15 protein-coding genes are annotated in these 16,915 nt (G+C 69.4%); 1 reads left to right on the top strand and 14 read right to left on the bottom strand.

What is annotated here, in order from left to right:
* Positions 1–41 precede the first annotated feature (41 nt).
* The 10 genes from AB0C35_RS13675 to AB0C35_RS13630 form a co-directional block, all read right to left on the bottom strand.
* Positions 42–1,691 (bottom strand): AMP-binding protein, encoded by a 1,650-nt coding sequence (locus AB0C35_RS13675; protein WP_358454506.1) that lies wholly within the window; start codon positions 1,689–1,691, stop codon positions 42–44.
* A 140-nt stretch (positions 1,692–1,831) separates the two neighbouring features.
* On the bottom strand, positions 1,832–2,200 hold the full coding sequence (locus AB0C35_RS13670; protein ID WP_358454503.1) for a DUF3054 domain-containing protein: 369 nt from the start codon (positions 2,198–2,200) through the stop codon (positions 1,832–1,834).
* A 55-nt stretch (positions 2,201–2,255) separates the two neighbouring features.
* Positions 2,256–3,614 (bottom strand): FAD-dependent monooxygenase, encoded by a 1,359-nt coding sequence (locus AB0C35_RS13665; RefSeq protein ID WP_358454500.1) that lies wholly within the window; start codon positions 3,612–3,614, stop codon positions 2,256–2,258.
* Positions 3,615–3,680: 66 nt separating this feature from the next.
* The gene (locus AB0C35_RS13660) at positions 3,681–5,711 is read right to left on the bottom strand and encodes an AAA family ATPase (protein ID WP_358454497.1); all 2,031 of its coding nucleotides are present in this window, start codon (positions 5,709–5,711) and stop codon (positions 3,681–3,683) included.
* Between the two features lie 114 nt (positions 5,712–5,825).
* On the bottom strand, positions 5,826–6,788 hold the full coding sequence (locus AB0C35_RS13655) for a 3-keto-5-aminohexanoate cleavage protein (RefSeq protein ID WP_358454494.1): 963 nt from the start codon (positions 6,786–6,788) through the stop codon (positions 5,826–5,828).
* A gap of 27 nt (positions 6,789–6,815) precedes the next feature.
* Positions 6,816–7,625 (bottom strand): ABC transporter ATP-binding protein, encoded by an 810-nt coding sequence (locus AB0C35_RS13650; RefSeq protein WP_358454491.1) that lies wholly within the window; start codon positions 7,623–7,625, stop codon positions 6,816–6,818.
* On the bottom strand, positions 7,622–8,395 hold the full coding sequence (locus tag AB0C35_RS13645) for an ABC transporter permease subunit (protein WP_358454488.1): 774 nt from the start codon (positions 8,393–8,395) through the stop codon (positions 7,622–7,624). The genes AB0C35_RS13650 and AB0C35_RS13645 overlap by 4 nt, the downstream gene beginning before the upstream one ends.
* Positions 8,392–9,252 (bottom strand): ABC transporter permease, encoded by an 861-nt coding sequence (locus AB0C35_RS13640; RefSeq protein ID WP_358454485.1) that lies wholly within the window; start codon positions 9,250–9,252, stop codon positions 8,392–8,394. Before AB0C35_RS13640 ends, AB0C35_RS13645 begins: the two co-directional genes overlap by 4 nt.
* Complete coding sequence (locus tag AB0C35_RS13635; protein WP_358454482.1) at positions 9,242–10,198, bottom strand: ABC transporter substrate-binding protein; 957 nt, start codon at positions 10,196–10,198, stop codon at positions 9,242–9,244. The genes AB0C35_RS13640 and AB0C35_RS13635 overlap by 11 nt, the downstream gene beginning before the upstream one ends.
* Positions 10,199–10,214: 16 nt before the next feature.
* The gene (locus tag AB0C35_RS13630) at positions 10,215–11,879 is read right to left on the bottom strand and encodes an FAD-dependent monooxygenase (protein WP_358454480.1); all 1,665 of its coding nucleotides are present in this window, start codon (positions 11,877–11,879) and stop codon (positions 10,215–10,217) included.
* Positions 11,880–12,012: 133 nt separating this feature from the next.
* Here AB0C35_RS13630 and AB0C35_RS13625 point away from each other — a divergent pair, with 133 nt between their 5' ends.
* Positions 12,013–12,699, top strand: a complete 687-nt coding sequence (locus tag AB0C35_RS13625; protein WP_358455067.1) for a GntR family transcriptional regulator — start codon at positions 12,013–12,015, stop codon at positions 12,697–12,699.
* Between the two features lie 29 nt (positions 12,700–12,728).
* On the opposite strand, the gene AB0C35_RS13620 is transcribed toward AB0C35_RS13625, so the two are convergent.
* The 4 genes from AB0C35_RS13620 to AB0C35_RS13605 form a co-directional block, all read right to left on the bottom strand.
* Positions 12,729–13,436 (bottom strand): FCD domain-containing protein, encoded by a 708-nt coding sequence (locus AB0C35_RS13620; protein WP_358454477.1) that lies wholly within the window; start codon positions 13,434–13,436, stop codon positions 12,729–12,731.
* Between the two features lie 68 nt (positions 13,437–13,504).
* Positions 13,505–14,713 (bottom strand): MFS transporter, encoded by a 1,209-nt coding sequence (locus tag AB0C35_RS13615; protein WP_358454474.1) that lies wholly within the window; start codon positions 14,711–14,713, stop codon positions 13,505–13,507.
* Positions 14,714–14,740: 27 nt separating this feature from the next.
* The gene (locus AB0C35_RS13610; protein WP_358454471.1) at positions 14,741–15,667 is read right to left on the bottom strand and encodes a VOC family protein; all 927 of its coding nucleotides are present in this window, start codon (positions 15,665–15,667) and stop codon (positions 14,741–14,743) included.
* Between the two features lie 31 nt (positions 15,668–15,698).
* Positions 15,699–16,535 (bottom strand): fumarylacetoacetate hydrolase family protein, encoded by an 837-nt coding sequence (locus AB0C35_RS13605; protein ID WP_358454468.1) that lies wholly within the window; start codon positions 16,533–16,535, stop codon positions 15,699–15,701.
* Between the last annotated feature and the right edge of the window lie 380 nt (positions 16,536–16,915).

Below are 16,915 nucleotides of genomic sequence, written 5' to 3'. Positions count from 1 at the left end.
TGGAGTTCCCGGCCTTCACGACCAACGATCATGCCGTGGGGTCAGGGGACGATGCGGGCGCCGTCCATTTGGTCGTTCCGCAGCCGCTCCCACATGTAGCGGCGGCGCGGCTTGCCGCTGGACGTGCGGTGGATCAGCCCGGTGCCGACGACGATGGTCAGTTCCACGTCGTCGCCGAGGCGGCGGCGCAGCATCTCGCGGACGGCGCCGGTCCACGACTCGTCCTGCGTCTCGGCGAACAGCGCGAGGCCCTTGCGTCCCGCGCCCGGCACGCTGACGACCGCGATGCGGCCTTTGCCGAGCCGGCTCACCTCGGCGATCTTCGATTCGAGGTCCTCGACGTACACCGACCGTCCGCGGACCTTGATGCTGTCGCCCATCCGCCCGAGCACGAAGAGCTGGCCCTGGTGGAAGAACCCGGCGTCCCCGGTGTAGACCTTGCCGTTGATGAACCGCGTCGACTTGGCCTCGGCGCCCGCGTAGTACCCCGGGCAGGCCGACGGCCCGCCGACGACGATCTCGCCGAGCAGCCCGTCCCCCAGCTCGACTCCGTCGTCGTCGACGATCGCGACGGGCACATCGCTCTCCGGGGTACCGCACCCGACGACCCATCCGGCCTTCGCGCCGAGCGACTCCGGTCCCAGCGTGTGCTGGTCCAGGATGCGGACGGGCTCCCCGAACGACAGCGACTCCGGGTCGGGCCGGACGGCGAGCGGGTCGCGCTGCTCGCTGTCCATGGTGACCAGCAGCGTCGTCTCCGCCATGCCGTAGGCGGGCTTGTACATCGTCCGCGAGAACCCGAACGGCTCGACGAGCCGGGCGAACACCTCCAGGGTGTGCGGGTCGATGGGCTCGGCGCCGATCAGCGCCATCTTCCAGCCGGACAGGTCGAGGCCCTCCAGCTGCTCCGGCTTGACGCGCCGCGCGCAGTACGCGTACGCGAACGGCGGCGCGGCCGTGTGCGCGGCCTCGGCGAAGCACCGGATCCACCGTGCCGGGTCCCGGATGAAGTGGTCGGGGCGCATGAGCCGCAGCATCCCCTGCCGCGCGATCGGCGTGATGAAGGTGCCGATGAGCCCCATGTCGTGGTAGAGCGGCAGCCACGTGGCCACCACGTCCCCGTCCTCGTAACCGGCGGCCCGCGCGATCAGGTCGCTGTTGGCCTCCAGGTTGTCCCAGGTGACCATGACGCCGCGCGGCGCGCCGCTGGACCCGGAGGTGAACTGCAGCAGCGCCAGCTCCCCGGCCGGCTGCACGGCCGCCTCGTCCAGCGCCTGGCGCGGACGCCACGGCCTGCCGCTCATCCCCGCCTCGGCCATGGCCCGGCCCGCGTACTCGGACAGGTCTTTGGACGCGACGACCAGCGCGGGCGAGGCCTGCCGCAGGATCGCCGCCACGTGCGCGACGTAGTCGTCCCCGTCCTGGAACAGCGGCGGGGTGATCAGGCACACGGTCGCCCCGGCGGCCCAGACCGCGTAGTAGGTCTCGATGCAGGTGAAGTCCGTGGGCAGGATCAGGCACACGACGTCTCCCGGCCGCACGCCCTCCTCGATCAGCGCCCCGGCGGTGCGTCGCGCGGCGGAGGCGAGCTCGCCGTAGTCGCGGTACTCCCAGCCGCCGTCGTCGGCCGCCAGGTGAACGCCGCGTCCGCTGTTCGGCTTCTCCAGCCAGTCGCGCAGCGCAGATGCCATCGTGTCCCTTTCGACATGCCCTCGGTCACCCACGTGACTCGCGAGTAACTTCATCAGGACGGCACGTTTCCGTCAACTAGGACGATCAGCAAAGAGACCGGGCGGTCATTTGGAGACGTCCCACAAGAAACCGGTGGCGCTCACCCCTGCCGGGACGGCCTCCGCGCCTGTACGAGACGGGCGACGAGACGCCACCCGAGCAGTGTCGAGGCGAGGAAGACGCCGGCCACGACCACGAACGCGGCGGCGGTGCCCTCCCCCGACAGGGCCCGCAGCCCCATCCCGCCGACCACGGCGGTCACCCACACGACGACGCCCGCGGGCATGAGGGCCTCCGGCCGCCGCCAGGCCCGGCTGACGACCCACCCGGCACCGAGCCCAACAAGAAACGGCCAAACCGTCGCCACGTAACCCGCGAAACTGGCCGCGTCCTCATGCGTGGCTCGTCCGATGGCGACGAAAACGAGCACACAGCAAACGTCCAGCAGCGCAGCCGCACCATTCCGCATGCGCCAAGGCTATGCGCACCGCCACCACCGGGGCGGCGGCGGTGCGCGGACGGCCTCACACGGCGGCGCGCTCCTCCCGGACCCCGGCACGCGAATCTCCGCCGCGCCCGACGGGAGCCAGGGCACGGACCAGGATCGAGGGCCGCATCAGCGCCGCCGGCGGGTCGAGCAGCCCGACGACGCGGAAGAACTGCTCCGCGACGTCCGCGTCGCGGGAGGCGGCCGCCTGGACGCGGTCCACGTAGGCGTTCATGACCTTGACGGCCGGCCCCCGCCGCCCTTCGACCTCCGGCATCGACAGGTCGGCGGCGACCGCCATCCGCCACGGGTCGTTCAGCGCCTTGGCCACCGCCCGGAAGTAGCGCCTGGTGAGACCGCGCGGCCCCGCGTCCAGGCAGCGGCACAGCACCTCGGCCTCCAGGCAGGCCACGGTCATGCCCTGCGCGTAGATCGGGTTGAAGCTGCACAGCGCGTCCCCGGTGACGACGAGCCCTTCGGGGAGACTCCGGACCCGCTCGTAGTGGTTGCGCAGATCCGAGGAGTACCGGTGCGTGGCGATGTCGCCCAGCGGTTCGGCCGCGCGGATCGCTTCGAACACCTCCGGCGGCGCGAGTTCCCGCGCGAACGCGAGAAAGCCGTCCTCGTCCGCCGGGGGACGGCAGTCCAGGCCGGCGACGGTCAGCAGGTACCGGTCGCCCTCGACGGCGACCATCGCCATGCCCTTCGGCCGTCCGGGCCGCGGCCCCACCACGACGGCCTTGCCGATCCGCGCGTCCAGCGCCAGCCGCATCGGGCGGGAGGCGTAGCCGACGGCGACGTCGATCTCCTCCTTGGGCACGGACTCGTGTCCCAGCCGCTCCAGCCAGTACCGGGTGCGCCCACCGCGTCCCATGGCGTCGACGACGAGATCGGCGCGGATCTCCTCGGCGGCGGCGCCGACGTTCCTCGGCATGACCTGCACGCCGGTGACCCGGCCCGGCCCGTCGGTGAGCAGCCCGACGACGTCGCGCCCGCAGGCGAACCGCACACCGGGCAGCGCCGCGACCCGCTCCCGCACGACCCCCTCCAGGAACGGCCGGGTCGTCTGGATCGCCCGCTCGGCCCCGGCCCGCCGCACGAGCCGGTGGCCGCCCATCACGAAGTGGTGATCGACTCCCGGGTCGGCGACGACGGCGCCGCCGCCGATCAGCTCCCGCTCAACGCCGGGGAAGAACTTCTCCAGGATCTGCTGCCCGCGCGGCAGCAGGATGTGGGCGTGCCTGCCCTGCGGGACGCCTTTGCGCGCCCGTCCCGTCCATGTCTCGTCACGCTCGACGACCGTGACCCGCTCGTACGCCCCGGCAAGTGCGCGTGCCGCGAGCAGCCCCGCCATGCCGGCGCCGAGGACCACCGCGTGCTCTGCGTTGCCTCGCATCTCGTGCCTCCCGTTGTCGGTCGATGAGGCGACGATGCGACGGCCCGCTGTCCACCTGCCAGGCCACTAGCTGTCCACCTGGTGGCCGGTTCCGTAGAGTTCGCGTTCCCACAGCCACGCGGCGATCCGCTCCACGGCGCGGTTGCGGTGCCGCCGGTAGGTGCTGAACGGCAGCCCGAGCATCTCGGCGGCCCGTTCCTGCGTGGGCGCCGGACGCAGGAAGGTCCGGTCGACGACCCGGTACAGCGACTCTTCGCGCGGGTCGTCCCGCAGCGTCCTGGCGGCCTCCTCGACGAGCCTGCGCAGTTCGGCGGCGGGTGCGGCGGCCTCCCGGACGAGCCGGGACCGCAGCAGCGGATTGCCGGCGAGCCGGTCGGCGCGGTGCAGGTCGCGCAGGGCGGCGCGGACGGCGCCGGCGAACTCCGGCTGCGACAGGACGAGCTCGGGCGCGCTCACCGTCGGGGGAGTGACGGGGGCGCCGAGCTCACGTTCGGCCGTCAGCCCGAGCCAGTCGTCGACCCCGAGGACCCGCCAGTCGTGGGCGTACACGTCGTAGGTCCGGCCGCCGATCCGGAATGTCGCCTCCGGCGCGTGGTGGAAGTCGAAGAAGGAGAGCAGCGGATCCCAGTATTCGCGCTCCGACGGGACGGCGACGAGGTCCCAGGCTTTGCCGGCCCGGGTGATGATCTCCTGCCCGTGCCAGAGCCGGATCATGGTCTCCGACCGGGAGGGCCGCGCGTCCGGCTCGGTGTCCAGGAAGAACCGCCAGGCCATGACGTTCTCCCCGGGCCGCGGCGGCCCGTGCCGCAGGACGTGTTCCCACATCGCCCGGGCACCCGGGTCGTCCCCGATGTCGGCCTCGCGCAGCTCCACGTACGCCGCGTACCCGAAAGACTCGCCCGCCTCGTCCCGGAAAACCCCGAACGCACCGGGCTGCCGCTCGATCCAGTACGCCGCGTACGCGGCCTGTTCCTCGCCCTGCTGCTTGCGGGTCATGGCGAGAACGGTCTCGGCGTCCCCGGTCCGCAGCCCGGTGGCGGACAACTGCCCGAGCCCGGTGAGCTGCCAGTACCCCTTGACGATGGGATGGTCCCTGCTGAGGAACAGGATGTCCGCGACGTTCTGGTGCAGGACCCGCTCGTCATCGGCGGTTCTCCGCGCCCGCTCGACCAAATGCCCGCGTAATCCCCGATGCAGCGCCGCATACCCGTCCGGGTCACGCCACCGCAGGTCAGCGTCCAGGATGTCCCGCACGACATCATGCGGAAACAACCCGAACTCCCGTTCCTCGATGAACGAAAGACCCCGCAGCCACCCGAACAGCGGCCCGGCATCGTCCCCGAGCATGGCGCGCAGAAGCTCCTCGGTCGTGAACCGCGCGTGCGCGCAGATCTGGAGCGCCTCCCCATGCCGCGAACTCGGCACCTGATCGACCAGCCGCGCAAGCAGCGCCCGCACGACATCAGGAGCAACGCTCAGGGCCCCAGGCACGTCCTCCTGCCGCCGCACCATGTCCACCAGCAGCGACAGCGTCAGCGGATGCCCGTGCGCCAGCTCCAGCACCCGCTCGTGCAGCTCGCCGGGGACCCCTTCGACCCTCAGATAGGCAAGGGCATCCGACGGACTGAGATTGCGCAGCGACACGACCCGCAGCAACTCGTGCCACCCGGCGTCGGCGACCCACCGTTCCGAGGGCGCGTCCCGCCCGGCGAGCACGACGACCGTGTCGGCGGGCAACCCGGGCACGAAATGCTCCCGCACCCAGTCGTCGAGAGGCCCGAGCAGCTCATAGGTGTCGATCAACACGGCGTACCGCCCGCTTCCGGGGGCCTCCGCGGCCCGCAGAACGGCCGAGGGCTCGGGCGTCACCGTCCGGGCGTCCACGAGCACGGGCGTGACCCCGCTCTGCCGCGCCGCCTCCGCCATCTCCGCGAGCAGCGCACTCTTGCCGACCCCTCCGGGCCCATGCAGGAACAACACGGCGAACGCCCCATCGGAGAGCGCCCCGCGAAACAGCTCGATCTCCCCGCTGCGCCCCACGAACCGCCGCCGCCGCGCCCGCCGCAGCCGATCCCCGACCGTCCCGCCGTCGGCCACCAGTCCCCTCCAGACCCCGCCCTGATCCTCAACCGTAAGGGCGAACCCCACCAGGAAACGACCCACCGGGGAAGGCAGGGAACGAAAAGGGAAAGAGGGCGAGGCCCCGGAGGCTCAGGGGAACGGCGGAGCGACCGGCTCGGCGATCTTGACTTGGTCCGCGCCCTTCAGGTGCAGCATCACCCGCGCCTCCTCCGGCGTGGCGACCGTCTTGCCGAGTTCCTCGAGGAGCCTGCGGATCTTCGTCACCTGTTCGGCGTTGTCGCGGGCCAGCTCTCCGGGGCGGATGTACAGGTTGTCCTCCAACCCCACGCGGACGCTTCCTCCCATCAGGGCGGACGCCGTCGCGAAGGTCATCTGATGGCGCCCGGCACCGAAGGCGGAGAGCAGGTAGTCGCCGCCGAACAGTTTGTCGGCGATCGAGACCATGTGCGCGAGGTTCTCGACGTCCGGGCCGATCCCGCCGAGGATCCCGAAAATCGCCTGGATCAGGAATGGAGGCTCCGCGAGCCCCCGGTCGACGATGTGCGCCAGATTGTAGAGGTGACCGACGTCGTAGCACTCGAACTCGAATCGGCATCCGCGCTGCCGGCCGAGCAACTCCAGCGTGTTCACTATCTGGTCGAAACTGTTCGCGAAGACCGCTCCTTCACTGGCGAGCACGAAGGGACGCTCCCACTCGTGGAGCCACTGCCTCTCTTTCGCCGCCGCAGCGGAGAAGTTGAAGTTCAGGGATCCCATGTTCAGTGACGCCAGCTCCGGTTCGAACTCCATCGCGGCCGCCAGGCGCTGCTCGACCGTCATGCCGAGCCCCCCGCCGGTGGTGATGTTGATGACGGCGTCGGTCTCATGGGCGAGGGCGGTCACGAACGGGCGATAGGCCTCCGGGTCGAAGACAGGGCGCCCGTCGCGGGAGTCACGAGCGTGCAGGTGCAGGATCGCCGCACCCGCGTCCGCGGCGGCCCTCCCCTGCTCGACCATCTCGGCCGCGGTGACGGGGAGGCCGGGCGACATGGACGGTGTGTGCACCCCACCCGTCAGCGCACAGGTGATGATGCTCTTCTTCGCCGCTTGCATCGTGTTCTCCTCTTCCTTCCCGGGACGTCATTTCAGAAGCTCGAAGATCCGGGCGCGGTGCTCGGCGAACTCGGGGTCGGTCTTGGTCGCGATCTGGTCGCGGGGCCGGGCGATGGAGACGGTCCGCTGCTCGATGACGCGGGCCGGCGAGGTCGAGAGCACGACGACGGTGTCGGCGAGATAGACGGCCTCATCGATGTCGTGGGTGACGAGCACGACCGTCATGTCCTGCTGCTCCCACAGCTTCAGGATCAGATCCTCGAGGTCGGTCCTGGTCTGCGCGTCGACGCTGGCGAACGGCTCGTCCATCAGCAGCACCTCGGACCGGTAGGCGAGGGCGCGTGCGATCGCGACGCGCTGTTGCATTCCGCCCGAGAGCTGCCAGGGATGCTTTCCCCGCGACTCCCAGAGCCCCACCGCCTGCAAGGCATCTTTGACCCGTGTCGCGACCTCGGCGCGGGACAGCGGAAGGTACTTCAACGGCAGCCGGACGTTGGCTTCCACCGTGGACCAGGGGAGCAGCGAGCGCGCGTACTCCTGGAACACGACGGCCAGTTCCCGCGACGGGCCGTGCACGGCCTTCCCGCACACCCTGACCTCTCCCGCGTCATGCGGCGCCAGACCGGCGATCGAGCGCAGCAGGGTGGTCTTCCCGCAGCCCGACGGACCGACGACACAGACGAACGCGCCGCGGGGCACCCGGAGATCGAGTCCGTCGATCACGGGTGCCTCGCCAGCCGCCCCGCCGAATGACTTCACCAGTCCGCTGACCTCCAGCACCGGCGGTGGCTCGCCCGGTCCGGTGGCGGCCTGGTTCTTCTGGATCAGCCGGTTCACTTCTTCTGACCTCCCTGTGACGTCGGGACGACCACTGCCTGCACTCGCCGCTCGATCCAGGCGAGGGCAAGGCTCAGGGCCATGCCGACAAAGCCGAGTAGCAGCACACCGGACCACATGTCGGTGATGTCGTAGGACTGCTGGGCCTGCAAGATGAAGTAGCCGACGCCGTCGGTGCTCGCGACGAGCTCGGTGACCACCATGAGGACCATTGCGATCGGCAGCGCCGAACGTATCCCGGCGACCACCGAGGGCAGCGCGTTGGGCAGGACGACGTGGCGCAGGAGCGCGGTCCGGCCGAGGCCGAACACCCTGCCCATGTCAAGGGCGATGCTGTCGCTCGCGCGGACGCCGGTGATGGTCGCCAGGAGGATCGGCCACACCGAGCCCAAGGCGATCACGAAGACCTTCATGCCCGACCCCGTCCCGAACAGCAGCAGGCTCGGCGGCAGAAGTAGCACGGGCGGTGTGGAGCGGAGGAACTCAAGTTGGGGCTGGAAAGCGTTCTGCAGGCGCGGGGCCCGTCCGAGCAGCACGCCGGCGACCACCCCCAGGACCACGGCGCCCAGCAGGCCGAGCCCGAACCGGCCGAGGCTCGGGGCGAGGTCGCTCCCGACGCGCTCGAAGAGCCAGTTGTCGGCGAACGCCTCCGCGATATCGGCCAGCGGCGGGAAGTAGAACGAGGTCGAGCCGGCCGAGAGGAACCACCACGCCGTCACGGCGGCGGCCAGGCCGACCACCGGAAGCAGGAGCCGGACCACAGCGGTCATGCGGCCTCCAACCGCTGGGAGTCGTGCCAGTGCAGGACCCGGCGCTCCATCCGCATGAACACGGCGTTGATCACCATCCCGAGCACTCCGATCAGGCTGATGTACGCCCACATCTGGGCGGTATCGCCTGCTTGCTGTGCGACATTGACCTGCTTGCCCAGACCGGGGGCTCCGACGATCAGCTCCACCGTGATCGCCACGATGAGAGCGATGGCGGAGGAGATCCGCAACCCGGTCAGGAACTGGGGGGCCACACTGGGCAGCATGAGGTGCCGGATGCGGCCGGCGAGCGGGACGCCGTAGGTCCGGCAGGTGTCGCGTGCCACCAGGTCCACGCTGCGGGTGCCGAGGACCGTATGGATGAGGATCGGCCACAACGAGCCGATGAAGACCAGCAGGTACTTCGTCTCCATCCCGATGCCGAGGACGATGATGCACAGCGGGATGAGCGCGATCGAAGGGATCGGGCGGACGAACTCCAGCACGCCGCTCATTAGCCGCTCGACGGTCGGAAGGGATCCGAGGAGGAGTCCGAGGGCCGCGCCGGCGACGACGGCCGCCCCCAGACCGACGGCCCAGCCCTGCAGGGTGGACAGCATCAACCGCGGAGCGATCCCGTCCGCCAGGGATGCCGCCATTTCCCCGCCGATGTCGCTGGGTGGCGGGAGCACCGAATCGGACAGCAGCCGGGTCTGGATGAGGACCTCGAGAAGGACCAGCGTGCCGAGTACCGACGCCAGCGGCGGGAGCGCGGCGCCCCATCGTCTGCGACGCGGAGCATGGGACGAGCCGCGTCCGCGAAGCCCACCGGGCGCCACCGGAGCGGCATGCCCCTGGACCGCGCGGTCAGCCGACATCGATGATCGCCTCACCGAGGTTCACCTCGGCGTCGATGAATTCATGGTCGATCATGACGTCCGCCCAGACCTTCACGTCCTTGGGAGAGAGCCCGTTTCCGAACGTGGGCATCAGCAGTGAGCCCTTCTGCTCCGGCTTCATGGCCTTCATGCCGATGAGGGTGTCTTCGACGAGCGACTTGTTGTCGTTCATCTCGTTCACCGCCTTCCCCAGCGCGGCTGCGAAGCCCTTGAGCGCGTCCTGGTTCTCCGCGGCGAATTTCGCCGACGTGATGTAGCCGCCAATGGAGACATCCCGGAATCGACCGGCGTACACGTCGAGGAGCTGCCGCTGCCCCGCGGCCTTCCCCTGGCTGATGAACGGTTCGACCAGCCAGCCCCCGGCGACCTGGCCCTCGTTCACGGCGGGCACGATGCTGTTGAGCGGCACGGTGGTGAACTGGACGCCGCCCGGGTCGACCCCCGCCTCCTTGAGCGCCTCACGGGTGGTGAGCTCCGTGATGGTCTTGAGTTCGGTCACTGCGACGACCTTGCCCTGCAGACCGGCGGGGTCGGTGATGTCCGAACCCTTCGCCACGTAGATCCCCGAATACCCGGGCGTGGCGACCGCGCCGGGGGCGAAGGCGCGAATCGGGGTGTTCTTCGTCACGGCCTGCACGAACGACACCCAGTTGGTGACCGACACCTGCAGGTCTCCGCTGAGCAGGCCGGGCACCGCGGCCGCCCCTCCCTGAAGCGACTGGATCTCGATGTCGAGGCCCTCGGCCTTGAAGTAGCCCTTTTCAAGCGCGTAGGTGACCGGTGCGTAGTCGGCGACCGGAATCAGGCCGACCGTCATCTTGGTCGGGCCGTCTTCGGCACCGGCATCGCCGCCGCAACCGGCCAGGGCGGCGACCATGATCACTCCGACAAGTCCTGACAGCATCCCTCGTGCGCGAGCGGTCATGAGGTGGTCCTTTCGGCTAGGCACTGGTCAACGCTGAGTTGTGGCCACCGGTGACTCGGTGGAGGATCGCGGTGAAGTCTCCGGCTTCGCGTTCGCCACGCCATGCGATGTGCTGGTCAGGGCGCACAAGGAGGATCTGCGGGCGGTCGTAGCCCGGAGCCCTCCCCATGGCCGCGCGGACGATCGGCAGCTCGCCGATGCCCACGCCGCGGCCGGCCGCGGCGCTGCGCGATGGGTCCGGAACGTCGCCGACCGCGACGAGGCTGTAACGCGGGCCAAGCCGGTCGTAGATCGCCACGCGATCGTCGTCCAGCCAGGCGTGGGGCAGCCTCACCCCGGGCACGGTGGTGGGCGTGTAGTGGACCGGATGGGGCGCCGGGGGGCGTGTCCCGTCGCCGATGACCAGCGGCGAGTCGGCGTAGTGGTAACCGAGGACGAGCCCGCGGCTGTAGAACTCCGATTCCTTGACCTCGGCGATCTCGGCACGGAGTGCCGAACGGGCGGCACGGGCCGAGTCGTCCTGGCCGAGGATGTCCGGTGACACGAGCGCGTCGTCCAGGGCCCGCATGTTCGCCGCCGCGTCCGCGACGGTCTGCATCGCGGCGGTCCGCCGCTCGCGGTCGTAGCTGTCGAGGACGGAGCCGGCCGACCACCCCTGAAGGACCGCGGCGAGCTTCCACCCCAGGTTCACCGCGTCGCCCACACCGGTGTTGAACCCGTGCCCGCCCCACGGGGGGTTCGCGTGCGCGGCGTCACCGGCGAGGAAGACGCGACCGGCCCGGAACGACTCGGCCACCGACACCCGCGGCCGCCACGGGTCCGTTGACATGATCTCGATGTCCACCGGCTCACCGGCAACGCGGTGAAGGCCCGCGACGATCTCCTCGTTGGACGCGGCGGCCGTGACGCCCTGGAGGTTGGCGAAGAACACCTCCTCGCCGTCCATCGGGCCCACCATGCCGTTCCCCTCGGGGCTGACGACCCAGTAGTGGGTCGCGCGGCCGTGCGTCGCCGCCGCGCGCGCCATGAGTGCCCGGGACCGGAAGACGACGCCGAAGTAGGAGCGGGAGAAGACCTCGCCGGTCGTACCGATGGCGAGGCCGCGGCGCACGACGCTCGCGCCGCCGTCGCACGCGACCAGATACCGGCCCTCGACGTGCCCGGCACCGCCCGGATCCGCCTCCTGCGACGTGATCGAGGCGCTGACGGACTCGTGGTCCTGGCGGACGCCGGCGACCCGGTACCCCGTCATGAGCCGGACGCTGGGAAGCCCGGCGACCACGTCGCGCAGCACCTCCTCCACCAAGGGCTGCGGGATCTGCAGGCTCGCCTCCGCCGCTTCCGCGACACGGCGCATCCCGAAGATGTTGGCGAAGCGCCGCAGCTCGTGACCGGTCATCGAGGTGCAGTACACGGCCTCGGCCGGCCAGTCCCGGGGAAGTACCGCGGCATCCCGCACCCGCTCCGCGATGCCCCATCGCCGCAGATGCTCCATCGTCCGGATGCTGACGGTCTTGGCTCTCGGTGCCCGCCGGCTCACGGCCGCACGCGGCTCGACGATGAGGCAGGAGACTCCCCGCGTGCCGAGTTCCACGGCGAGGGCCAGCCCGACCGGGCCGCCACCTGCGATGACGACATCGGCCGAGAACCGGCCGCCGCCCGCCGTCTCCACGTCGCGCATGCGTTCCCTCCTCGGTCGGCGTGGTCACCGTCACATGACTATGTGGGAGAATCACCATCAACGCAAGACTTTTACGAAATTCTGTTCAATCATCGTCATCTTGAAGGTTGTTCGGTAAGGTGCCGATGTGACGATGACGCGAGTGGACGCCGTGTACGTCGCCGTGCGCGACGCGCTCATGGCCGGCGAACTGGAGCCGGGCAGCAGACTCAAGCTCGCCGCCCTGGCAGAGCGCTTCGACGCCAGCCTGTCCGTGCTACGCGAGGCGATGACCAAGCTGGCGGGTGACGGCCTCGTCACGGTGTCGCCCCAGCGCGGGTTCCGGGTGATGGACCTCTCGGTCGAGGACCTGCGCGACCTCACTCGTGCCCGGGTGCTGGTCGAGACCGCGGCTCTCGGTGAGTCGGTGCGCGTCGGGGACGTCGCGTGGGAGGCCAAGCTCCTTGCCGCGCACCACACGCTGACGCGTACGCCATGGAAGGAAGAGAACGGCAGGATTCAGCCCGAGTGGGCCGCGGCCCACCACGCCTTCCACACGGCACTCTTCGCCGGCTGCTGCAGCGGCCATCTGGTCGCGGTCGCCGTCACCCTGCGGCATCGCGCCAGCCTGTACCTGCAGTGGTCGCAGCGGTTGGGCGGCGCTACCCGCGACGTGGAGACGGAGCACCAGGACATCACGGAGAAGGCGATCGCACGGGACGCCGAGGGGGCATGCGATGCCCTCGCCGCGCACATAGAGCGGTCGACCTCGGCACTGCTGGCCTACGTCGCGGAACATGCCGCACGGACGACGAGTGCGAGTGAGCACGGACTCCAGTGATGGAACAGGGGCCCAGCGCGAGCGATCGGTCAAGCGCTCCGCACGTCGACCGCAGAGTCATCGTCGGCCCGGGAGGTGGCCGAATGCTCCAGAAGCAGTTCGGTCGTCAGTTTGATATGGCTCCGGATCAGTTCCGCGCACAGATCGGCGTCGCGGGCGATCGCAGCGTCGGCGATCGCCCGGTGCTCCCCGGCGACATCGCGGCGGGTACGGACGGTCGCATCTCTCGACCAGCAGCGATAGACCTCGGAGATCGTCCGCAGCCGCACCGCCACATCGACGAGGTGCCTGTTGCCGCAGCCGTCGAGGAGCACGTTGTGGAACTTCTCGTGGGCTTGGAGCCACTCCTCACGGAGATCATCGTCGGACGTGAACTGAGGTGTACGAGCAAGTTCGTGGTGTGCGGCCACGATCGCCGCTTCCCAGCTCAGGCCCCCGACGCGCGTGGCCTGCGCGACGACGAGCGCCTCGATCTCCTCCCGCGCGGCGGTGAGGGCGACAAGATCCGACTCTGACAGCGACACCACGCGATACCCGAGCTGGGGCTCCGCGGTGGCGAGCCCCTGCTCCACGAGGCGGGGCAGCACCTCGCGCAGGACGCCGATGCTCACGTCATAGCGGGCGCCGAGGAAGGCGAAGCCCATCTTGGCACCCGGCTCCAGGTGTCCGTTGAGGATGTCCTTCTTGACGCGCGCATACGTGGCATCCGCGATAGTCGTTCCCGCTGATCTGCGCATAGCATTATTCAAGCAATCTTCGGTCTCTAGGTCAAATTTTCGAAACCTTGCGCCATGCGTTGTGTTAGTCAAGGCAGTTGCCGAGGGGACGGGAGCCGGGCGGCGGCCAGGAGCATCGTCCACATCGTCAAGGAGAGAACCAGCACACCGTTGGTGAAGGAGCCGGTAAGTCCGACCATTAGCCCGATGATGGACGGACCGGCGAAGCCCCCCATCTCCCCGATGGTGAAGTACAGACCGGCGGCGGCACCCATGTATTTGGATCCGATCTGCGGCATTTCCATCAGCGTGTTCATCATCAGCGGCATCAGGGCCGCCGCACAGAAGCCCTCGACCGCGATGGCGAAGTACACAGGGGGACCTGTGGTGATTGCGGTGAGCAGCATGACACCGCCCACGACGATGAGAAGCAGCATCGCGGTCACGCGCCTGTGACGACCGGACCCGTGGCGAAGAATGACGATGCTGCCGAACATGCCGCAGAGGGCGGGGACGGCCGCGAGCAGCCCCGCCTGGGTCGGTGAATAGCCCTTGGCCGACAGAAGTTCGGGCAGCCAGCTGCGAAAGCCGTGGCCGGCCAGGAATCCGGAGAACCCGACGGCGATGATCAGCCATACCCCCGGGACACGCGCCACGTGCTTTATCCCCGACAGCGCTCCCCCGGCGGCGCGTTCCTGCGCGTTGCGGTCGACCCGCTTGGCGAACAGGAGCCACACAATGGCCACGCCGAGCACGCCGGCCGCGAAGTAGCGCAGGGTGAGCCGCCAGGAGCCACCGGCCAGGTGGTCCACGATGACGCTGGTGGCGGCGAGGGCGGACATCTGGCCCAGGTGCGCGCCCGTGATGTAGACCCCCGATGCCGTCGCGCGATGCCGGCCCGAGAAGAGCTCGGCGATGATCTTCGGGAGACCGACCGACATGACGGGGCCTCCCAGGCCGAGGACGGCGACCGCCGCCAGCATGGCGGCGAAGTCCCCGGCGAAGCTTCGCGCGAGCTGAGAGGCGGCCACGATCAAGGTCCCGCCGAACAGGACCCACTTCGGCTGGAAGCGGTCGACCAGATGGCCGACGGGGACGGCGGCGGCGAGGTAGAGGAGCTGCCAGCCGGCCAGGATGACACCGACCTGCGCATACGAAAGGCCGAGCTCCGCTTGCACCCGCCCGATCAGCGGGAAGAGCGACGCGAGGGTGAAAGCGAACGAGAAGTACAGGAGCCATGCCAAGGCCAGCATCGGCCAGTCGTGCCGGTCCGCCTGGCCGGTCTCAGGCCAGGACATCGCTGTCGTTCGTCTGCTCCTGCTCGATCACGAGGAGTGGGCGCCGACCATGTGGGCGGCCACGTCCTCGGGGTTGATCATGGACGGCGGCGGCGGTGGCCCCCAGCGGAACAGGCCCCGGGCCCCTTCCACCGACTCCGGGTCCCACAGCGAGTCGTCGATGATGCAGTCCATGTCGGAGTAGTACTCGCTGAAGTTGCCGGCCGGGTCTTTGAGGTACCAGAAGAAGTTCGAGCCGGCGTAGTGGCGGCCGAGTCCCCACACGTGACGCCCGGGGTCGTCCTCCAGCATGTCCATGGCTCCGCGACCGACCGCGTCCACGTCTTCCACCTGCCATGACGTGTGGTGCGGATAGACCATCGGAGCATTCATGACGAGCACGTTGTGGTGGTCCTGGCTGCAGCGCATGAAGGCACCGAAGCCCACTCGATCGCTCACCTTGAACCCGATGCCTTCGGAGAGGAACTTCGTCGAGTCCGCGGCGTCCGGGGTACCCAGCACGATGTGACCGAGCTTGCGGGGGCGGACCCGCTCTTCGAGAACGGCCCCGGCGGCTCGGGCATCGAGCCGCTGCAGGTTGCCGGGGTAGTTGGCATCGGCCGGCTTGAACGGCTCCTGGCGGACCCGCTCCTCGGGAGCCACGACGACCTCGGTGCCGGTGCCGGGGTCCACGGTCACCAGCCTCCCCCCGTCGATCGAGCACTCGACCTGGAGGCGCCGCAGGTTCGCGGCGATGCGGCCCAGGTCGTCCTCATCATCGCAGCCCACGGTGAAGCTGGAAATGCGCCGAAACGCCCCCGGAGCGACCTGCTCGACGTACAACTGCCGCCCGCCGTCCATGGTCGACAAGGAGCCGTCACCGTTATCGGTGAGGCCGAACTCCTCGTAGTAGGAGATGACGTCCTGCGGGTTCGGAACTTGCAGGGTGAACGAAGTCAGGCGATGCAACGCCATGCCGTCCCACTCCTCTGTCTCTGGATTCCCGTCAATTCACCAGATGCACGGTCAGGTCCCCGACGCCCTCGACCGTGCTGACGAGGTCACCGGGCACCAGGAAGCGCTTCGGGTTCCTGCCGTTCCCGACACCGGACGGCGTGCCGGTGAAAATCAGGTCACCGGGGCAAAGCGTCAGCGCCTCGGACAGATAGGCGATCAGTTCCGGCACCGGGAAGATGAGGTCGCTCGTCCTGCCGTCCTGCAGGACCTCACCGTTCAGGCTGCACGAGATCGCAAGGTCGTCCTTCTCTGCCAGTTCGTCGGGGGTCACCACCATCGGCCCGACCGGACTGAACCCGGGATAGGACTTGGCGATCGCGAACTGTGGAGCCGGGCCTCGCCCCTGCACCTCCCGCCACGACAAGTCCTGTCCGACCGTGAGGCCGGCGACATGGTCCCACGCCTTCTCAGGCAGAATCCGGTGCCCGCCCTTCCCGATGACCACGACGAGCTCGACCTCCCAGTCGATACCGTCGCTCGGAAGGGTCACCGTGGACCCGTGGCCGGTCAACGAGCTGGGAAACTTCGTGAAAACGACGGGGTACTCCGGCTCGGCCATCTGCGACTCACGCGCGTGCTCACGGTAGTTCAGCCCGATCGCCATGATCTGGCGCGGCCGAGGCACCGGCGAGTCGAAACTCGTGCCGTCGAGGTCGACGGTCTCGGAAGAGTCCAGGCCGTCGGCAGCCCATGCGAGGAACTCGTCCCAGCAGTCGTAGACGGCCTGCGGATCGTGAGCGAACCGTCCGCCACTGGCCTTCTCGACATCGATCCATCCCCCGCCGCGGCTGACGACGAGCCGTCCATGGCTGCTGGCGATCCGCATGTTCTCTCCAGGTGCTCGGTCATGGCCGGTAACTGCACGCAGACGCCCGACCGGAGCAAGGCAGCCGCCATACATGCACATGTCTCTTTGATCGCAGCATCGCAGCAGATTTCGGAGTAGTCAAGAGTTTTCGACATTTTCCAACCCCATCCGAGGCACCGCGATGCTGTGATCCGAGCGGCGCCCCTGTTGCTCTGCGTAGGGCTCAAGATGACCCCACACCGAACGCCGCCCTGGAGACCGACGCGCCCACCCAACAGGCACGTGCTCCCGGAGCAGGGCAACAGGGCCGAAGCCCAGGGGGACAGGACCGAACCCCAAGCCCGGGGGGATAGGGGCGGAGCCCCAGGGGCGGGCGGGTGGGGGATGGCGGAGGAACC

The organism is Spirillospora sp. NPDC048819, assembly GCF_040650055.1.
Classification (GTDB): Bacteria; Actinomycetota; Actinomycetes; order Streptosporangiales; family Streptosporangiaceae; genus Spirillospora.
The sequence above is the reverse complement of the archived record's forward strand: the minus strand, read 5'-3'. Positions and strand labels throughout refer to the sequence as shown.